This is a genomic window from Polaromonas sp. (assembly GCF_012927455.1).
Taxonomy (GTDB): Bacteria; Pseudomonadota; Gammaproteobacteria; order Burkholderiales; family Burkholderiaceae_C; genus Polaromonas.
The window spans coordinates 1-18,808 of record NZ_JABBPE010000021.1 but is presented as its reverse complement, the minus strand read 5'-3'; the positions used below and the strand labels follow the sequence as shown (position 1 = coordinate 18,808).

At 62.7% G+C, this 18,808-nt stretch carries 14 protein-coding genes; 4 read left to right on the top strand and 10 right to left on the bottom strand.

Annotation, left to right across the window (positions count from 1 at the left end; genetic code table 11):
* Positions 1-9: 9 nt before the first annotated feature.
* The 8 genes from guaD to HHJ18_RS19580 all read right to left on the bottom strand — a co-directional run bounded on the left by guaD (position 10) and on the right by HHJ18_RS19580 (position 9,462).
* Positions 10-1,308 (bottom strand): guanine deaminase, encoded by a 1,299-nt coding sequence (gene guaD / locus HHJ18_RS19615; RefSeq protein WP_296918014.1) that lies wholly within the window; start codon positions 1,306-1,308, stop codon positions 10-12.
* Positions 1,309-1,346: 38 nt separating this feature from the next.
* Positions 1,347-1,991 (bottom strand): 7-carboxy-7-deazaguanine synthase, encoded by a 645-nt coding sequence (gene queE / locus HHJ18_RS19610; RefSeq protein ID WP_296918012.1) that lies wholly within the window; start codon positions 1,989-1,991, stop codon positions 1,347-1,349.
* 177 nt (positions 1,992-2,168) lie between these two features.
* Complete coding sequence (locus HHJ18_RS19605; RefSeq protein ID WP_296918011.1) at positions 2,169-3,446, bottom strand: YbfB/YjiJ family MFS transporter; 1,278 nt, start codon at positions 3,444-3,446, stop codon at positions 2,169-2,171.
* 7 nt (positions 3,447-3,453) lie between these two features.
* Complete coding sequence (locus tag HHJ18_RS19600; RefSeq protein ID WP_296918009.1) at positions 3,454-4,506, bottom strand: adenosine deaminase; 1,053 nt, start codon at positions 4,504-4,506, stop codon at positions 3,454-3,456.
* 63 nt (positions 4,507-4,569) lie between these two features.
* Positions 4,570-5,736: a BMP family ABC transporter substrate-binding protein gene (locus HHJ18_RS19595; RefSeq protein ID WP_296918007.1), complete on the bottom strand. Its 1,167-nt coding sequence runs from the start codon at positions 5,734-5,736 to the stop codon at positions 4,570-4,572.
* 90 nt (positions 5,737-5,826) lie between these two features.
* Positions 5,827-6,747, bottom strand: coding sequence for an ABC transporter permease (locus HHJ18_RS19590; RefSeq protein ID WP_296918005.1), 921 nt, complete (start codon positions 6,745-6,747; stop codon positions 5,827-5,829).
* The gene (locus HHJ18_RS19585; protein WP_296918003.1) at positions 6,747-7,856 is read right to left on the bottom strand and encodes an ABC transporter permease; all 1,110 of its coding nucleotides are present in this window, start codon (positions 7,854-7,856) and stop codon (positions 6,747-6,749) included. The genes HHJ18_RS19590 and HHJ18_RS19585 overlap by 1 nt, the downstream gene beginning before the upstream one ends.
* Entirely contained in the window at positions 7,843-9,462 is a 1,620-nt protein-coding gene (locus HHJ18_RS19580) for an ABC transporter ATP-binding protein (RefSeq protein ID WP_296918001.1), read from the bottom strand. Before HHJ18_RS19580 ends, HHJ18_RS19585 begins: the two co-directional genes overlap by 14 nt.
* A 289-nt stretch (positions 9,463-9,751) precedes the next feature.
* On the opposite strand from HHJ18_RS19580, the gene HHJ18_RS19575 reads away from it, so the two are divergent.
* The 4 genes from HHJ18_RS19575 (at position 9,752) to HHJ18_RS19560 (ending at position 16,550) form a co-directional block, all read left to right on the top strand.
* On the top strand, positions 9,752-11,629 hold the full coding sequence (locus tag HHJ18_RS19575; protein WP_296917999.1) for an FAD binding domain-containing protein: 1,878 nt from the start codon (positions 9,752-9,754) through the stop codon (positions 11,627-11,629).
* Entirely contained in the window at positions 11,626-14,022 is a 2,397-nt protein-coding gene (gene xdhB, locus HHJ18_RS19570) for a xanthine dehydrogenase molybdopterin binding subunit (RefSeq protein WP_296917998.1), read from the top strand. The genes HHJ18_RS19575 and xdhB overlap by 4 nt, the downstream gene beginning before the upstream one ends.
* A gap of 1,170 nt (positions 14,023-15,192) precedes the next feature.
* A complete protein-coding gene (locus HHJ18_RS19565) occupies positions 15,193-15,687 on the top strand; it encodes a substrate-binding domain-containing protein (protein WP_296917996.1) in 495 nt (164 codons plus the stop codon).
* A 311-nt stretch (positions 15,688-15,998) separates the two neighbouring features.
* The gene (locus HHJ18_RS19560; protein ID WP_296917994.1) at positions 15,999-16,550 is read left to right on the top strand and encodes a lipocalin family protein; all 552 of its coding nucleotides are present in this window, start codon (positions 15,999-16,001) and stop codon (positions 16,548-16,550) included.
* A gap of 141 nt (positions 16,551-16,691) precedes the next feature.
* Here the strand turns inward: HHJ18_RS19560 and dmeF are convergent, their stop codons facing one another.
* Positions 16,692-17,660, bottom strand: a complete 969-nt coding sequence (gene dmeF / locus HHJ18_RS19555; RefSeq protein ID WP_296917992.1) for a CDF family Co(II)/Ni(II) efflux transporter DmeF — start codon at positions 17,658-17,660, stop codon at positions 16,692-16,694.
* A 99-nt stretch (positions 17,661-17,759) separates the two neighbouring features.
* Positions 17,760-18,329 (bottom strand): manganese efflux pump MntP, encoded by a 570-nt coding sequence (gene mntP / locus HHJ18_RS19550; RefSeq protein ID WP_296917990.1) that lies wholly within the window; start codon positions 18,327-18,329, stop codon positions 17,760-17,762.
* Between the last annotated feature and the right edge of the window lie 479 nt (positions 18,330-18,808).

Here is an 18,808-nt window from a genome sequence, read left to right as displayed (position 1 = left end):
ACCGGCCAATCAAGAGGTTTCGGCCTGCGAAATCACGGTTTTCTCGACCAGCCGGTCGTCGCCCAGCACGATCATGGCAAACAGCAGTTCATCTAGGCTGGCGGCCTGCGCGGTCTTGCGCGCCAGCAGCGGCGTGGCCTGCGGGTTGAGCACGACAAAATCGGCCTCGCAACCCGGCAGCAGATTGCCCACCACACCCTCCAGCCCGAGCGCCCGCGCCGCACCGGCCGTGTGCTGCCACCACAGGCTTTGCGGGCTCAAGGACACGCCCAGCTTGCTATGCCCTTCCCGTCCGACGTAGTACGCCGCCAGCATGGTGTGAAACGGGCTGAACGAGGTGCCGCCGCCCACATCGCTGGCCAGGCCGAACTGAAAACCGGCGCGCTCGGCTGCGGCGTAGTCAAAAAATCCGCTGCCCAGAAACAGGTTGCTGGTCGGGCAGACGGCCGCAGCGGCGCCGCTGCCCTGCAACAGCGCGCGGTCCTCGTCGTCAATATGGATGCAGTGCGCATAGACGGCGCGCTGGCGCAGCAGGCCAAAGCGTTCATAGACGCTCAGGTAGCTGCGCGCATCGGGATAAAGCTGGCGCACCCAGGCGATTTCGTCCCGGTTTTCCGCCGCATGTGACTGGATCCAGACGTCCGGGTAACGCGCCGCCAACTCACCGGCGCCGCGCAGCTGGGCCGCGCTGCAGCTGGGCACAAAGCGCGGCGTGATGGCGTAGCCAAGCCGATCCACGCCATGCCAGCGCTGGATCAGCGCTTCGCTGTCCAGCAAGCTTTGTTCGGTGTCGTCGCGCACGCCATCGGGCGCGTTCTGATCCATCAACACCTTGCCGGTGATCAGGCGCAGGCTGCGCGTTTGCGCTTCGGCAAACAGCGCGTTGACCGATGCCGGGTGCGAGCTGGCAAAGCTGAACGCCGTAGTGACGCCGTTGCGGAGCAGCTCTGCTATGAAAACGGTAGCTGCCTGCGCACTGTATTCGGGCACTTCGAAGCGTTTTTCATGTGGAAACGTATAGCTTTCAAGCCACGGCAGCAGCCCGTCCGCCGGCGAGCCGATCACGTCGAGCTGCGGGTAGTGAATGTGCATGTCAACAAAGCCCGGGGCGATGATGCGGCCCGACAGCTGTTCGACCGGCACGCCGGCAAAGCGCGGCGCCAGCTGGCTGTAGGCGCCGACGGCCTGCACGCGCTGGCGACCTTGCGCGTCAGGGCCGGTCACCAGCAGGCCGTCGGACTCCAGCACGGCCTGATGGGCTTGCGCAGGGCCGGCAAAGTACAGAATGGAGGCGCGCCAGGCTTTCATGGCTGCAAGCTTAGCTGTTTGGCCAGGCACTGCGAAATTCAACGGATGCCGGTGATCTTGTGGGTCTGCAGGCTGAGCCGCCAGGCCGGCCGCTCCAGGCACAGCGCAATACAGGCCTGGGTGTTGCGCGAGCGCTCGAGGTTGTCCATGGGCTGCAGGTAGCGGTGCGTGAAGCGCGCCGCCTCCAATTCCGCTAGCTTCGCCAGTTCAAAACCGGGCTGCGGCCAGACCACCTTGAGCTCCTGGCCTTCGCGCTGAATCCACGGCGCACCGGCTTTGGGGCTGACGCAAATCCAGTTTATGCCAGCGGGCGCTGCGATCGTGCCATTGGTTTCGACGGCGATCTGAAAGCCTTGCGCATGCAGCGCCGCGACCAGCGCGGCATCGACCTGCAGCAGCGGCTCGCCACCAGTCATCACAACGAAACGGTGTGCCTTGTCGCCGGCAGGCCACTGCGCGGCGATCTGGTGCGCCAGCGCGTCGGCGTCGGCAAACTTGCCGCCCCCCGTGCCATCGGTGCCGACAAAATCGGTGTCGCAAAAGCGGCAGACGGCAGTAGCGCGATCCGGCTCGCGGCCAGACCACAGGTTGCAGCCAGCAAAGCGGCAAAAAACCGCAGGCCGTCCGGCGTTGGCGCCCTCGCCTTGCAGGGTGTAGAAAATCTCTTTGACCTGGTAGCTCATGCGGCGCTCCGCTTGCACTGGCGCGGCAGGTAACAAAAGGCGGGAGAGATAAAACAGGCAGCCACGACGGTCGAAATGACAGCGGTTGCGAGGTTTTTATACATGGTGGTCCTCTACATGGCCCCGGAACAAAAACAACTGCAGCTCGCCGGGGCAGCGTGCTGGCAAGATGAGATTTTACCGGCTCTGTTCAATCGGGTGCTTTTTAAGGACGGGATAGACTCGCGCCAGCCAGCCATACATAGCCGCGCCGACCAGCAAGGCACTGGCGGCAATTACCAGCGACAGCGAAAAGCCGGCGTCCGCGCTGGGGGCGCGCCGCAGCAGCAGCGCCACCAGCGGCGGACCCAGGATCTGCCCAACGCCGTAAGTGGCGGTGAGCAGGCCCATGAAGCTGGCGACCGTGTTGGGGCGCAGGCGGCGCACCTCCTGCATCGCAAAAAAGGTGATGGCGGTAAACGGCAGTCCCAGCATCAGGCTGCCCAGCGCAAAGCCGGCCAGGCTGGGGCTCCACAGGCTGACGGAGATGCCCAGCGCCTGAAGAAAATAGCAAACTGCCAGCAGCACGCGAAAGTCCCTGGCCGGCGAGACGCGCGTAGCCAGCAGCGCGCCGGCCATCACGCCCAGGCCGAAGATCGGCCAGAACAGGTCCAGCCAAGCCGAGCCGGGCAGCGCGGCCCGGGCAATCACCGGCAAAAATGTGGCGGTGATGATGTAGCCGAAGCCGGCCAGCCCGTAGGCCAGCGTCAGCAGCCCCATCTCGGCGTGACCGTGCTGCGGCGACGCGACGCCGATTTGGCTGGCTGGCGGCAAGCCGCGCGGCGCCAGACGCTCGTCACCGCCGCGCAGGCTGTGCCAGACCAGGGCGGTCAGCGCAAAAGCCAGCACGCCAAAAATCAGCCAGCCGGTGGCGGCGCGCCAGTGCCAGGCCACCATGCCGCTGGCAAACAGGCCGCTCACCACAATACCGGCGCCCGGGCCCGCGTAGATCACGCCGCCCAATGCCGGCAGGCCCAGCCTGGCCAGCCGCGACAGGCACCAGCCCGAGGTGAAGACAAACACCACCGCGCTGGCCACGCCGGCCGCAAAGCGCAGCCAGGGCCAGGCCGCCGGAGCTTGCCAGGCCATGGCCAGCGTCAGCAGCCCTGTGGCCAGCAGCCCGGCGCGAACCAGCGACGAATAAGCCAGCAGGGGCAGCCAGCGAAAGCGCGCCCAGAGCCAGGGCTGCAGCGTGCACAGCATGGCGCCCAGCAGGTAGCCAAAATAGTTGGCGCTGGCCAGCCAGCTGGCGGCGGGCAAATCGAGCACGCCGTCGTTCAGCATCATGGGCAGCAGCGGCGTGAAGGCAAAGCGGCCCAGGCCCATGGCCACGGCCAGCGCCACCAGCCCGGCCAGCGCGATCGGCCAGGGGCTGGCTGATGCAGGCGCCCGCCCTTTTTTTCCGTCTTGTGCCATCAAGGCCTTACTGAAATTTTTCGAAGAATTCGTTCAAGCGGTCGATGTGCATCCGCTTGGCCGCCGCATCGATAAAACTGGCCTCAAAGCTGTTGCGCGCAAGAATGTACGCGTGCTGCGCAGTGAGCCCGGTTGCCGCAAAGGTCTGTGTGAAGTTGTCATTCATGTAGCCGCCAAAGTAGGCTGGATCATCCGAGTTGACGGTGGCCACCAGCCCGGCGTCAAGCAGCTGGCGCAGGTTGTGGCTGGCCAGATCGGGGAACACGCAGAGCTTGAGGTTGGACAGCGGGCACACCGTCAGCGCAATGCGGTCCCGGGCCAGGCGCTGCATCAAGGCCGCGTCCTTGCTGGACTGCACGCCGTGGTCAATCCGCTCGACCTTGAGCAAGTCCAGCGCCGTCCAGACATAAGCGGGCGGGCCTTCCTCGCCGGCATGTGCGACCAAGTGAAAACCCAATTCGCGGCAGCGTGCAAACACGCGCGCAAACTTTTCAGGCGGGTTGCCAACTTCGCCCGAATCGAGCCCGACGCCGAGAAGCAAGTCGCGAAAAGGCAGGGCCTGCTCCAGCGTCTCGAACGCCTCTTCTTCACTGAGGTGGCGTAAAAAACACAGGATCAGCGCCGCGCTGATGCCGAGCTCGCCCTGGGCATCGACGCAGGCGCGGTGCAGGCCCTGGATCACGGTCTGCATGCTGACGCCGCGCGCGGTGTGCGTTTGCGGGTCGAAAAACAGCTCGGTGTGGACCACATTGTCTGCAGCGGCTCTAACCAGGTAGGCGCGCGCCATGTCGTAGAAGTCCTGCTCTTTCAAGAGCACGCTGGCACCGGCGTAATAAATATCCAGAAAGCTCTGCAGATTGCTGAAGGCGTAGGCGCTGCGCAGTTCCTCCACGCTGGCGTAGGGAAGCTGCACGCCGTTGCGCGCAGCCAGCGCAAAAATCAGCTCGGGCTCGAGCGAGCCTTCGATGTGAATGTGCAGCTCGGCTTTCGGCATGCGCCTGAGCAGCTCGGGCAGGCGGTCGGCGGCGACGGGTTTGACACTAGCTTTAGCGAGGTTCATTTCAACTCCAAAAAAGAAAAAGCTGCCCGAAGGCAGCCGAGGTTTTCTGTCTGGCTGGTCTGATCAGTTACCCGGAACTTTGCCTTCCACGCCCTTGACGTAGCTTTTCAGGCCGCCCAGAAACTTATCGTCGGCCACCGCGTCCTTGGCCACCAGCTCTTTGCCGCTGTTGTCCATGATGGGGCCTTTCCAAATCGAAAAGCTGCCGTCTTTCAGGCCGATCTTGATTTCGCCGATGCGCTTTTTGGTTTCATCCGGCACATCGGCGGCAATCGACACCAGGTCAATTGCGCCTTCTTTTACGCCCCACCAGGCGCTCTGCCCGCCTGTCCACTTGCCTTCCAGCGCTTCGCCGACGGCTTTCACGTAGTAAGGGCCCCAGTTGATCACGGCGGAAGCCAGGTGCGCTTTCGGGCCGTAAGCGGTCATATCCGAATCCCAGCCAAAGGCGCGCTTGCCCATTTTCTCGGCGGTTTGCAGCACGGCTGATGAATCGGTGTTCTGGAACAGCACATCAGCACCGCCATTGATCAATGCCGTGGCGGCTTCGGTTTCCTTGGGTGGGTTGAACCACTCATTGACCCAGACCACCTTGGTCGTGATTTTAGGATTGACCGACTGCGCGCCCAGCGTGAAGCTGTTGATGTTGCGCACCACCTCGGGAATCGGCACCGAGCCGACCACGCCCAGCGTGCCCGACTTGCTCATCTTGCCCGCCACCACGCCGGCCATGTAAGCGCCTTCGTAGGTGCGGCTGTCGTAGGTGCGCATGTTGGCTGCGGTCTTGTAGCCGGTGGCGTGCTCGAACTTGACGCCCTTGAGGTCGCCCGCCACCTTGAGCATGGGCTCCATGTAACCGAAGGTGGTGCCAAATATCAGCTGGTTGCCCTGCCCGGCCATGTCGCGAATCACGCGCTCGGCGTCGGCCGATTCGGGTACTTTTTCAACAAAACTGGTCACCACCTTGTCGCCGTAGGCTTTTTCCACCTCTTTGCGGCCGTTGTCATGCGCAAAGGTCCAGCCGCCGTCGCCGACCGGGCCGACATAGGCAAAGGCGACTTTCAAAGGCTCGGTCTTGGCCGGGGCTGCCGCAACCGGCGCAGGGGCCGTTGTCGCTGCTGGCGCGGGCTCGCTTTTTTTGCCGCAACCCATCAGGGCAGCGCTGGTCAGCACCGACATGGCTGAAAGGGCCGCCAGCTTGAGCAGGGAACGTTTTTGCAGGTCGGTCATGTCATTTCGCTTTCAATGAAGGGGAAATCAAGGGAACAGGGGAAAAAGGTCACGCGGTGCAACAAAAACCGCAATTATGCGGCTGAAAAATCAGGCGCCGGGATAAAACGGCTTGCCAATCGAGGTTGGCATGTTGACGCGAATCCACAGCGGGTTGCGCGAAATCAGCACCAGCACCACGATGGTGGACAGGTAAGGCAGCATGGTCAAAAACTGCGGCGGCACATCAACCCCCAGGCCCTGCAGATGAAACTGCAGCATCGTCACGCCGCCAAACAGGTAAGCACCTAGCAAGACGCGGGCCGGGCGCCAGGTGGCAAAGGTGGTGAGCGCCAGCGCAATCCAGCCCTTGCCGGCCATCATGCCCTCGACCCACAGCGGCGTGTAGACCACCGACACATAGGCACCGGCCAGCCCGCACAGCGCCCCGCCGGCCACCACGGCGGCCAGGCGGATGCGCCGCACCGGGTAGCCCAGCGCGTGTGCCGATTCGGGGCTTTCACCGACCGAGCGCAACACCAAACCGGCCCGCGTGCGGTACAAAAACCAGATCAGCGCGCCAGTCAGCGCCATCGCGATGTAGACCATGGGGTGCTGGCGAAACAGCGCCACGCCGACGAACGGGATGTCGCTGAGCAGCGGGATGGGGAACTGCGACTGCTCGGGCAGCTTTTCCTGCACATACTTGATGCCCGCAAACGCCGAGAAACCCGCACCAAAAAGACTCAAAGCCAGCCCGGTGGCGTACTGGTTGGTGTTGAGCCAGATCACCAGCACGCCGAAGATGGCGGCCAGCACGGCCCCCGCCGCCATACCTGCGACAAAGCCGAGCCAGGGGTTGCCGCTATGCACCACGGTGGCAAAGCCGGCAATGGCGGCGCACAGCATCATGCCCTCAGCGCCCAGGTTCACGATGCCGGCTTTTTCATTGATCAGCAGACCCAGCGACGCAATCGCCAGCACGGTGCCGGCGCTGAGGGTGGCGGCCAGCAGCAAGGCGGTCGAATCCATCAGCGGGCCCCTTCAACGGATTTGGCGGTTGGCGCAAAAACTGGCGTTGCCAGCGGCTTTGAAAACTTGAAGCGGTAGGCAATCAGCGTGTCGCAGGCCAGCAAATTGAACAGCAACAGGCCCTGGAACACGCCGGTGATCGACTTGGGCATGCCCAGGCGCGATTGCGCCAGCTCACCGCCTATATAAAACATGCTCATCAGCAAAGCTGAAAACACCACGCCGACCGGATGCAGGCGCCCGACAAAGGCCACAATGATGGCGGCAAAGCCATAGCCCGCAGGCACATAAGGCGTGAGCTGGCCAATCGGGCCGGCCACCTCCAGCGCACCGGCCAGCCCGGCCGCGCCGCCTGAAATCAAGAGCGCCACCCACAGCGCACGGCGGGATGAAAAGCCGGCATAGCGCGCTGCCGCCGGGGCCAGCCCGCTGACTTCCTGCGCAAAGCCGGCGTAGGTGCGAAACAAAAACAGCCACAGCGCCAACACGCCCGCCAGCCCCAAGAGGATGCCGATGGTGACGCGCGAGCCGGGCATCAGCCGCGGGATTTGCGTCACCGCCTCGAAGGTTTTGCTCTGCGGGAAGTTGTAGCCCGCGGGATCTTTCCAGGGGCCGAATACCAGGTAGTTCAGCACCATGTCGGCGACATAAACCAGCATCAGGCTGACCAGAATTTCGTTGGCATTGAAGCGGTCGCGCAGCAAGGCGGTGATGCCAGCCCAGGCCATGCCGCCCAGCACGCCGGCCGCCAGAATCACCGGTACGATCCAGGCGCCGGTGCCCTTGTCGGCCAGCAGCGCCACGCCGCCCGCCGCCACCGCGCCCATGACAAACTGCCCCTCGGCGCCAATATTCCAGACGTTGGAGCGAAAGCACACCGCCAGGCCCAGCGCAATGATCAGCAGCGGCGTGGCCTTGACCATCAACTCGCCCAGCGCATAGGGCGAGCGGATCGGCTCCCAGAAGAACACCTGCAGACCCTTGAGCGGGTCCTTGCCCAGCGCCAGGAACAGCCCGACGCCAAGTACCACTGTGATCAGCAGCGCCAGCACCGGCGAGGCGTAGCTCCAGAATTGAGAAGCTTGCGGCCGGACTTCAAGTTGCGCCATGCTGCACCTCCGGCATTGCTTCAGTTGGCGGCTCGGGCTGCGTCCACAAGCCACTCATCCACTGCCCTACCAGCTCCACCGTCGCCTGGTCGCGCGGCAGCGAGGGCGAGAGCTGGCCTTTGGCCATCACGTACAGGCGGTCGCAAATTTCAAACAGCTCGTCGAGTTCCTCGCTGACCACCAGCACGGCGCAGCCGGCGTCGCGCAGCGTCAAAAGCTCGCCACGTATCTGCGTGGCGGCGCCCACATCGACGCCCCAGGTTGGCTGCGACACGATCAGCAGCGCCGGCTTCGCATCGATCTCGCGGCCCATGATGAATTTTTGCAGGTTGCCGCCCGACAGCGACATGGCGCTGGCCTGCGGGCCGCCCGCCTTGACCTGGTAGCGCGCAATGATGCGCTGCGCCTGCGCCTGCAGTTGCCGGCCCTTGAGCCAGCCGCCGCGCAGCCAGCCGCCGGCCGTCACCGCCTCTTTGCGCGTCAGCATCAGGTTGCGCGCCAGCGACAGTGCCGGCACCGCGCCCCGTCCCAGCCGCTCTTCCGGCACAAAGTGCAGGCCCAGCGCGCGGCGCCGCGCCGGGCTCAGCTTGCCGGCGTTCTGGCCTTTCACGACAATTGACGTGGCGGCGGCGCGCGTGTCTTCCCCCGACAGCGCGTACAGCAGCTCCTTCTGGCCGTTGCCGGAGACGCCGGCAATGCCGACTACCTCGCCGGCGCGCACCTGCAGCGCTATCTGCTGCAAATCCACGCCAAACTGCTCGTCCCTGGCCAGTACCAGCTGGCGCACGTCAAGCACCACAGCGCCCGCCTGCAGCGCGCGGTGCTGCAGCGCCGGTGGCTCGGCACCAATCATCAGGCGGCTCAGTGAAGCATTCGATTCCTGGCGCGGGTCGCAGTCGCCCGTCACCCGGCCGCCGCGCAGCACCGTGCAGGCGGTGCACAGCGCGCGGATTTCATGCAGCTTGTGGCTGATGTACAAAATGCTGCAGCCTTCGGCAGCGAGTTTGCGCAGCGTGACGAACAGCTTGTCGACCGCCTGCGGCGTCAGCACCGAAGTCGGCTCGTCCAGAATCAACAGCTTGGGGTGCGTCAACAGCGCCCGCACAATCTCGACGCGTTGGCGCTCGCCGACGCTCAACGTGTGGACCGGCCGCGTCGGGTCCAGTTGCAGGCCGTAGGCGCGCGTGGTCTCGGTGATGCGCTGGGACACCTCGGCCAGGCTCAAGTGCTTGTTCAGGCCCAGCCAGACGTTTTCAGCCACGGTCAGCGTGTCAAACAAACTGAAATGCTGAAACACCATGCTGATGCCGAGCGCGCGCGCTTCCTGCGGATTGCGCACCGCTACGCCCTGGCCGTCGATGGCGATGCTGCCGGCATCGGCCTTGACCGAACCGTAGATGATCTTCATCAGCGTGGACTTGCCGGCGCCGTTTTCGCCCAGCACCGCATGGATTTCACCGGGCAGCACGGTCAGCGAAATGTCGCTGTTGGCGATCACGCCCGGGTAGCGCTTGGAAATGCCCGAAAGCTGCAGCCTGGGCGCAAGTCCGAGGCGGTTTTCCGCCAGGGCAGCAGGAGAAGAGGAAGAAGGAGCAGCAGCGGTCATAGTCTCTGGCGGGCGGTCAATTTTCCATTTTTCTCTATGTTTTAGGCCTCTAGCCCAATAAATGCGGGCGCAAGCAGCTATTGTTTTTGTAGCACCCCTGGCACCCGCCTGGCCCGCTCGCAAGCACTTGGCGGCGTTGTAAGCGTGGCCGGGGGCGCGCTATGCTCAATCGCCATCAGCGCGGTGTTCAGCCCCTGACCAGATGCAAATCTTTCATACCCTTATGGCAATGCGGTTGAAATGCATTTTTGTATGGCGGCTGCAGCCCGATTGTTTTACCCTGACACGCATGACCACCCTCAGCTCTGCTACCCCTCGTCCTGTCAAAACCATTCAGTTTGTCAGGCGCGGCGAAGTTGTTTCTGTCGAGAATGTACCACCCAGCCGCACGCTGCTGGAGCTGCTGCGCGAGGACTTGGGCCTCACCGGCAGCAAGGAAGGCTGCGGCGAAGGCGACTGCGGCGCCTGCACGGTGGTGCTGGGCGAAGCGCAGGGCGACGCCATGCGCTACCGCGCCGTCAACAGTTGCATCCGGCTGGCGCATTCGATTGACGGCATGGCGCTGTGGACCGTGGAGGATATTGCCCCCACGCTTGTCGCTTCGCGTACTGCGCTGCCCCCCGAGGGGGCGCTGCGCCTGCGGCCCGGCGAAGCCGGTTCCGCGGCCCCTGCTGGCGAAGAAGGGACTCCCACGCTTGCCGCTTCGCGTACTGCGCTGCCCCCCGAGGGGGCGCTGCGCCTGCGGCCCGGCGAAGCCGGTTCCGCGGCCCCTGCTGGTGAAGAGGGAGCCCCCACGCTCTCCGCTTCGTATGGTTCGCTGCTTCCCGAGGGGGCTGAGTGCTGCGGCTCCGAGCCTGCCGGTGCAGGCTTGGACGGCACGAAGGGCGGCGGCGTCTCGCAGTCGTGCGGCCTGCAAGGCCTGCGCCTGCGGCCCGGCGAAGCCGGGTCCACGGCCCCGGCTGGCGAGAGAGGAGGGATTGAACCACCACTACATCCAGCGCAGCAGGCCATGGTGAAGTGCCATGCGTCGCAGTGCGGCTTCTGCACCCCGGGTTTTGTGATGAGCCTCTTCGGCATGTACCAAAACCATGTCTGCAAGGGCGAGCCCATCACGCGCGAAATGGCGCAGCAGGAACTCTCAGGCAACCTGTGCCGCTGCACCGGTTACCGGCCGATTCTGGACGCCGCCCAACTCATGGGAAGCTTGCCGCCGGTAACGCTGGACGAAACCGACTTGCTATCAAAATTAGAGCAGATTACGCCCGTGGCTATTGGGCTGGAGGCCGCTTTTTTCTATAAATCACCGCGCACGCTGGCGGCCTTGCTGCAACAGCGCGCCGCCCATCCACAAGCCCAGCTGGTTGCTGGCTGCACCGATGTAGGCCTCTGGGTGACCAAGCAGCACCGCCAGTTTGAGCAGGTGCTGGACCTCAGCCAGGTCGGTGAACTGCGCCGCATCGAGAACTCCCCGCGGCACATCGCCATTGGTGCCGCCGTCACGCTGCACGATGCCTTTGCCGCGCTGGTCTCCGACCGGCCGCAACTGCAGACCTTCTTCAACCGCTTTGCCGGCCTGCCGGTGCGCAACTCGGGCACGCTGGGCGGCAACGTCGCCAACGGCTCGCCGATTGGCGATTCGATGCCGCTGTTGATTGCGCTGGGTGCGACTGTGCTGCTGATGAGCGTTCGCGGTCAACGCGAACTGCCGCTGGAGCGGCTTTACACCGGCTACCGCAAAAATATCATGGCGCCCGATGAGCTGCTGGCCTGGATCAAGGTGCCGAAAGCCAGCGTCGACGAAAACCTGCGTATCTACAAAATCTCCAAACGCTTCGACGACGATATCTCCGCCATCTGCCTGGCGCTGAATCTGCACGTTGAAGGCGGCGTGGTTCGTGCCGCCTCCCTGGGCGCCGGCGGCGTGGCCGCGACACCGGTGCGCGCCGTCCAGACCGAAGCCGCACTGCTCGGCCAGCCGTGGTCATTCCAAACCGTACAGCTGGCCATAGCCGTACTGCGAGCAGAGTTCTCGCCGATTTCCGACATGCGGGCCTCCGCCGCCTACCGCATTCAGGTGCTGGGCAACCTGCTGCAGCGCTACTGGCTGGAAAGCCAGGGCGTGCAGCAGATTGATCTGGCTTCGTTCGTGCTGGATGAAACCGCATGAGCATGGACAACGCCCTTTCCCCAAGCCGCGATGCGGTCGCCGATCCGGACGTGATCGCAGCCAACGCCCACGCGGCAAGCGCTGCCGACGAACCAACTTCCGTCAGCCAGCCACCGGTGCCGCAGGCAGCTGGCACGCCGCACTTTCATGAAAGCGCGCGCGCCCAGGTTCAAGGTGCAGCCACCTACGTGGACGACATTGCGGAGATACGCGGCACGCTGTTTGCCGCGCCGATTTTGTCCAGCGTCGCCCATGGCCGGCTGTTAGCGGTTGACACGGCCGCCGCGCTGGCCATGCCGGGCGTGCGCGACGTGATTTTGGCGCCGGACATTCCCGGTGACCCGCTGCTGGGCAACTTTGCCCATGACGAGCCGGTGTTTGCTCGAGATAGCGTGCAGCATGTCGGCCAGGTCATAGGCCTGGTGTTGGCCGAATCGGTGATGCAGGCGCGCCGCGCCGCGCGCCAGGTGGTGTGCCACATCGAAGCGCTGCCCGCCGTATTGGATGTGCATGACGCGCTGAAGGCGCAAAGCTACGTGCTGCCGCCGGTCTTTTTAAAGCGCGGTGACGCCGCGCAGGCGCTGCAAACGGCGTTGCACACGCTGCACGGCACGCTCGAAGTCGGCGGTCAGGAGCATTTTTACCTGGAAGGCCAGGTCGCCTACGTGGTGCCGCAGGAGCAAAACCAGTGGCTGATTTATTCCAGCACGCAGCACCCGGGCGAAGTGCAGCACTGGGTGGCGCATGCGCTGGGCGTTGGCCAGCACGCGGTGCGCGTCGAATGCCGGCGTATGGGCGGAGGCTTTGGCGGCAAGGAAACGCAGGCCGGACAACTGGCGGTGTGGGCGGCGATTGCCGCGAATAAACTGAAATGCCCGGTCAAGCTGCGGCTGGACCGCGACGACGACTTCTTGGTCACCGGCAAGCGCCACCCCTTTGCCTACGAGTACACGGCGGGCTTTGACGACAGCGGGCGCATCACCGGACTGAAGCTCATGATGGCCGCCAACTGCGGCTTCAGCGCCGACCTGTCGGGACCGGTGGCGGACCGAGCGCTTTTTCACGTTGACAACGCCTACTTTTTGCAGGATGTCGAAATTGCCTCCTACCGCTGCAAAACCAACACCCAAAGCAACACCGCCTTCCGCGGCTTTGGCGGCCCGCAGGGCATGATCGTGATCGAGACCATTGTGGGCGACATTGCGCGGCAGCTGGGCCTGGACGCGCTGGCGGTGCGAAGGCGCAACCTCTACGACCTTGACGAGCGGAATACCACCCACTACGGCATGCGGGTCGAAGACGACATCCTGCCGCCATTGCTATTAAAACTGGAGCAGACTGCGCAGTATCAGCGGCGGCGTCAGGCCATTTCCGCATGGAATAACGGCAGCCCGGTGATCAAGCGCGGCATCGCCATCACGCCGGTGAAGTTCGGCATTTCGTTCACCGCCACGCTGTTTAACCAGGCCGGCGCGCTGGTGCATGTCTACACCGACGGCAGCGTGCAGGTCAATCACGGCGGCACCGAGATGGGCCAGGGCCTGCACACCAAGGTGGCACAGATCGTCGCGGACGAGCTCGGCGTGGCGTTTGAACAGGTGCTGGCGACGGCCAGCGACACCAGCAAGATTCCCAACGCCTCGGCCACGGCGGCATCGGCCGGCACCGACCTGAACGCCCGGGCCGCGCAATACGCCGCGCGCCATGTGCGCGACAACCTGGCGCAGTTTGTCGCCGGGCTCGACGGCTGCGGCGCCGGCGCCGTGCAATTCGAGAGCGGCCAGATCATCACGCCGCTGGCCAGCCGGCGCTTTACCGAGGTTGTCAAGCAAGCCCATGCCAACCGCATCCAGCTGTGGAGCGACGGTTTTTACCGCACGCCCAAAATCCACTACGACAAAACCACGCTGACCGGCCGGCCGTTTTACTACTTCGCCTACGGCGCCGCCTGCACTGAAGTGGCCATAGACACGCTGACCGGCGAGAGCCGCGTGCTGAAGGTCGACATCCTGCACGACGTCGGCACCAGCATCAACCCGGCGATTGACATCGGGCAAATCGAAGGCGGCTTTGTGCAGGGCATGGGCTGGCTCACCACCGAGCAGCTGGTCTGGAATGACAAGGGAATGCTCAGCACCCACGCGCCTAGCACCTACAAAATTCCTGCAACCGGCGACATACCCGAACACTTCAAGATAGACCTATGGCCCGGGCCGAATCGAGAGGACAACGTGTTTGGCAGCAAAGCCGTCGGCGAACCGCCGTTGATGCTGGCGATCAGTGTGTGGGAGGCATTGCGCGATGCAGTGGCTTCGACGAGAGGCCCGGGGCAGCGCGTTGCGATGGATGCGCCGGCTACGGCGGAGAATGTGCTGAGGGCGCTTGGCAGTTAGTCAGGCATCGAGCCGCGCAGGCTGATGGTGCGACCGAGCGACGCGGCTTAGGCCGAGGCGCTCCAGCGAGGAGGAAGTTGCGCGAAGGCGCAGCGGTCAGCGCCCGGCTCAGTTCCCGCAATTGCCCCCGGCTGGCGCTGTGGCTTCAGGGAATGGCGTCAGTCGTCCGATGCCGGGCAAACCACCACCCTCGCCCCAGCCATTGGCCAGCGTCTGCACCAAGACTATTGATAACTACCTCAAGTCCGGGCTGATTCCGCCCCCCGTTCCATTCGGCGCGAAGGAGTACTGACACCCGGAGGTGTTCCAATCCCATCTCGACAGGGTTTTCCGACGAAGCCTCATAGATGTGGAAACGGAAGGCCAGAAACCAGAGGCTGGCGAGAAGCCGCGATTCCGGCGCCGATAATTATCACCTTCTGTGTTGGGGCGTTCAACATAAGCATTTAATTTTAGAAAGTAGGGCGGCGATTTTTGTTGTGTAGCAAGAGTTCCGCTTCAGTTTTTCATTTTGTGCTGCAATTGCGTGGCGGCTGGAGCGGAGCCAGTGCAAAAAGCGTTCAATTGGTGCGCAAGTCGGTGTCCTGCGGGCCTTGACACTAGAACCCCCGAGCGTCCCGGACATAGGCATGGTGGACAGAGGCCCATGCGCAAAGAATACCCGCGACATCCGGACGCGCATTGTTGTGAACCAGGTAGATGGTTATGTTCAAGGCCTGAAAGTTGGATAGCATATCTTGGCGAACGCACTGCGCCTTGGCCAACACGGCTTTGGCGACACCCTGCAACTCGAACGCCGGCTATGTGGCGACGATTTCAGTGGGTACATTGACCGCGCCCGGCCAGAAGCAGACGGTCAAACTAGAAGCGCCAGTGACGCAGAAGACTGCAAGCGGCTGTAAAACTTTCCGAACTAGTCGCTCCAAACCGGTCTCCGAACCCCACAACTTGGATGTCTGCTATGTCAAGACGATTTCAACGATTGCAGCAGGCCTACCCAGCCAGAGCTGGCCTGACAAGCCCGATGAGCTAGTGTTTAGACCTGCTGCAGAAGGCTTCTACGATGCCTTGGCCGTGCCGACTGCAAGGCAGGTTGCATGCATGCCGGCCCGTCGGTGATGGGTGCCAGTTTGGCGTGTCGTAAGGTGGGGCTGTGACACAATATTGCTCATGAACACAGCCCATTCCGCTCTTGGTTGCAGTGGCGGCTGGCGCCAATCGGCCAGTCGCCTCGCTTTGCTGCCCGTCTGCTGGAGCTTTGCAATCGCCGCGGCGGCTGCAGAGGTCAAGGTGCTTAGCGCAGAGGCATTCTTTCCGGTGGTCGCCGCCATGGCGCCCATGTTCGAGAAGCGCACTGGAGACAAACTGTTGGTGGTGAAGGACACGGCCGCTGGGGTTGCCAAGCGCATCCGCGATGGCCAAAACTTTGACCTGGCCATCCTGCCGCCGGCGATGCTTGAGGCGCTGGGCAAAGAAGATGCGGTTTCTGTCGGCTCCATCATCCCGCTCGCTAAGGTAGTAGCGGGCACGCAGAACGGCACCGTCTACGCTGGCGCCGTCTCGGCTTGGGCTTCCGACTCCCCGCCCGCGCTGTCATTGCTCATCCTGCTGGCGAGCGAGGACACTCAGGTAGTGCTCAAAGACAAGGGCATGGCAGCGCCGTAGCGCGCGTTCAGCACGTTGGTGAATCACTTTCGGGTCGCACAACGCGTGCATCGTTCGGGTGAAGCGCGATTATGTCGCCACCGCCAACACCTGCGAAGGAATGTCGTAGGCCAATGGACTTGGAAGCCTGAATACAGGCCGGGTCGAGGTCGCGGGCTGCTCGACGCTTCTATACTGCCGGCATCGGTAATTTAAGCATGTTGAGCCTTCCGGTATAGCTGCTGTCGACTAGCCGCGGACGTTCCAAGATAGACCATTAGCCGATGCCATGCCTTAAATTCACGGCACTACCCAGATAGAAACAAAGAGAAATGAAAATCCTGATTGCTGCCATTCTTGTCCTGAGCAGCGCATTGGCACATGCGGCCGACAAATCCGAGCCTGTCCTTGCGTTGGCGTCCATTAGCGCGCTCGATGTCCCGCGCTACATGGGAACCTGGTACGAGATTGCCAAATTCCCGGCTTGGTTCCAGAAAAAATGCGTGGCTGACACGCGGGCCGAGTACAGCTTGCAGTCGGGCGGCCAGGTTCAGGTCATCAACAGGTGCCGGCAAAAAAACGGTGAAATGAAGGAGGCGGTGGGTAGCGCCAGACAAATTGGGGGCACCGCTTCTTCGAAGCTGGAGGTCCGTTTTGCCCCTGCCTGGCTGTCCTTCATTCCAGCGGTATGGGGTGACTACTGGGTCATTGACCTTGACCCCGCGTACCAGCTTGTGGCCGTTAGTGAGCCCAAGCAGGAGTATCTGTGGATTTTGTCCAGAAGCACAAAAGTGGCCCCTGGCACCTATACCGCCTTGCTGGCACGGCTGTCCAGCCAGGGCTTTGACCTCAAGCGGCTGGAGAAGACCATTCACCGGGACTGAACAAGGGTAGCCATGGGCCGATGGCACTGCGCGGAACCGGCTTCAGACTCATCGCAGAATGGCGACAAAGCCGAGGCCTGCCATCGCTGATTTACTGATTTAAAAACATCAATCCTCAAGGCTGTGCCAACACATTTATCATCAATGGGCATGCATTACTTCGCAGCAATGAATTTCGATGGTTGAATGAACGATTTCTTCGTGCTGCGACAACCAGCCTTTAACTTTGCCAGGCGTTAAGCCCTTGTCATGCGTGACCAGGCTGATGGCGCAGGAGTAGTTTGCCTTGCCCACGCGCCAGACATGCAGGTCAGCAATAGTGGTCTCGCTCTGGTGTCCCGCCTCTTTGACGGCCTGCCTGATTTCATCCACCACCGGATGGTCCATTTCGCGGTCGAGCAGGACCTTGCCGGTATCTGTAATCAAACGCTTGGCCCACAGCGCGACAACAACAGCGCCCGCTATGCCGGCCACAGGGTCCAGCCATGCCCATCCGTACATCCAGCCACCCACCAGCGCGAAAATGGCTAGCAGCGAAGTCGCCGCATCGGCTATCACATGGACGTAGGCTGACTGGAGGTTCATGTCATGGTGATGTTCGTGTCCGTGATGGCCGTGGTGCTCTTCATGAGGGTGGTCGCCATGGCCTTCGTGGTGCGCGGCGCCAAGAATCAATGCCGAGACAATGTTCACCACTGAACCAACCGCAGCGATGATGATGGCTTCCAGATAGTGAATTGGCGCAGGAGAAAAAAGGCGTTCGACGGAGCCCACCACCATGAGCGCGACGATAACCAGAAGAAAAATGGCGCTGGCAAAACCTGCCAAAACCTCAATCTTCCAGGTGCCAAAGGCAAAGCGGCTGTCGCCTGCGAGTCTTCGGGCTGAGGCGTAGGCGAAAGCACTGAGCCCGATAGCGACAGCGTGCGAGCTCATGTGGAAACCATCGGCCAGCAACGCCATCGAGTTGTACCACCAGCCGGCGGCAATTTCGACCACCATCATGACCACGGTAATCCACATCACGGCTCGCGTGCTGCGTTCACCGGCCAGGTTACCCGAGTCGAACGTGTGGTCGTGGCTCCAAGCGCCCAGGTTGTGGGTGTGCATGGCTAATTCCTAAAAAGTTGCAGCCGTAGAGCCGTGCAGGCAGGACGAGGGTGAGATGCAACCAAATTGCATGCATCGAAAAGCAGTAGACCTTGGCATTCAGCCACCCGTTAAATGTTCAATCAGTATGGTGGCGCCAATACCGATGAGCACAACGCCGCCGACAACTTCAGCGCGCTTGCCCGCGACGGCGCCCAACACGCGACCGACCATGACGCCAATGGTGACCATAACGAAGGTGGTGAAACCGATGGCAACGGCGACAGGCAGGATGTTGACATTAAGTAAGGCTAGTCCCACACCGACAACCATGGCGTCGATGCTGGTGGCGAAGCCGGTAACGGCAAGCAGCCAGAACGAATGACTGCTGGGTTTTTGCGGCTCCTCAGCTTCAGGGGCCTTAAAGCCTGCAAACACCATGTGAAGTCCTAAGGCACCCAGCAGCACGAATGCAATCCAGTGGTCCCAGGCCTTGACGTAGTGCGCTGCGGTCAAGCCGAGCGCCCATCCCACCAGCGGCGTCAGCGCCTCGATAACACCAAATATGATGCCGGTTCGCAGCGCCTCGCTCCAGCGCGGTTTTTCGAGTGCTGTGCCTTTGCCAACAGCTGCAGCAAAGGCGTCTGTGGACATTGCCAGCGACAGCAAGGCGATGGAGATGAAATTCATGGGGGGTTTTTCCGGCCGGGCGAGCGCATGGGCGCATCAGCACTGCCCGACCCGTGTCGTGCTGACGCGCCGATGGTCTCGCCAACCAGAACGGTTGCCAGCGCCACAGCATGCTGAGCATGCCAAGTATGTTGACGAAGGCGCCTCCAGAACGGAAGCCGGCTACTCCCCAAGGGATGCAATAAGTATAGGCGTTTGGGCGTTGCGGCATCTGGTGGGACCTAGGCGTCCAACTGCTCTGGACTGGGCCACTCCGGATAGGCATCTACCGACCAATTGCGGACATTCAACGTCAGAGCCTAACCAAGTGGTGGCCCGCCGTTCGGACTCATCTTGGACGAGGGATTCTGCCGCACTGTGACCATGCCCCTGAATTCCATACTCCATAGGCTGCTACCTATGCGGACTTTCTGTCTTGCTGCTGTGCCGCGATCCAGCGTTGTTCAAACGTCATTGGGCTGACATAGCCCAGCGTTGAG

Bases quoted from the DNA above. Each gene is read 5' to 3' on its own strand.
- guaD (WP_296918014.1), bottom strand. From the start codon at position 1,308: ATGAAAGCCTGGCGCGCCTCCATTCTGTACTTTGCCGGCCCTGCGCAA.
- queE (WP_296918012.1), bottom strand. From the start codon at position 1,991: ATGAGCTACCAGGTCAAAGAGATTTTCTACACCCTGCAAGGCGAGGGC.
- HHJ18_RS19605 (WP_296918011.1), bottom strand. From the start codon at position 3,446: ATGGCACAAGACGGAAAAAAAGGGCGGGCGCCTGCATCAGCCAGCCCC.
- HHJ18_RS19600 (WP_296918009.1), bottom strand. From the start codon at position 4,506: ATGAACCTCGCTAAAGCTAGTGTCAAACCCGTCGCCGCCGACCGCCTG.
- HHJ18_RS19595 (WP_296918007.1), bottom strand. From the start codon at position 5,736: ATGACCGACCTGCAAAAACGTTCCCTGCTCAAGCTGGCGGCCCTTTCA.
- HHJ18_RS19590 (WP_296918005.1), bottom strand. From the start codon at position 6,747: ATGGATTCGACCGCCTTGCTGCTGGCCGCCACCCTCAGCGCCGGCACC.
- HHJ18_RS19585 (WP_296918003.1), bottom strand. From the start codon at position 7,856: ATGGCGCAACTTGAAGTCCGGCCGCAAGCTTCTCAATTCTGGAGCTAC.
- HHJ18_RS19580 (WP_296918001.1), bottom strand. From the start codon at position 9,462: ATGACCGCTGCTGCTCCTTCTTCCTCTTCTCCTGCTGCCCTGGCGGAA.
- HHJ18_RS19575 (WP_296917999.1), top strand. From the start codon at position 9,752: ATGACCACCCTCAGCTCTGCTACCCCTCGTCCTGTCAAAACCATTCAG.
- xdhB (WP_296917998.1), top strand. From the start codon at position 11,626: ATGAGCATGGACAACGCCCTTTCCCCAAGCCGCGATGCGGTCGCCGAT.
- HHJ18_RS19565 (WP_296917996.1), top strand. From the start codon at position 15,193: ATGAACACAGCCCATTCCGCTCTTGGTTGCAGTGGCGGCTGGCGCCAA.
- HHJ18_RS19560 (WP_296917994.1), top strand. From the start codon at position 15,999: ATGAAAATCCTGATTGCTGCCATTCTTGTCCTGAGCAGCGCATTGGCA.
- dmeF (WP_296917992.1), bottom strand. From the start codon at position 17,660: ATGCACACCCACAACCTGGGCGCTTGGAGCCACGACCACACGTTCGAC.
- mntP (WP_296917990.1), bottom strand. From the start codon at position 18,329: ATGAATTTCATCTCCATCGCCTTGCTGTCGCTGGCAATGTCCACAGAC.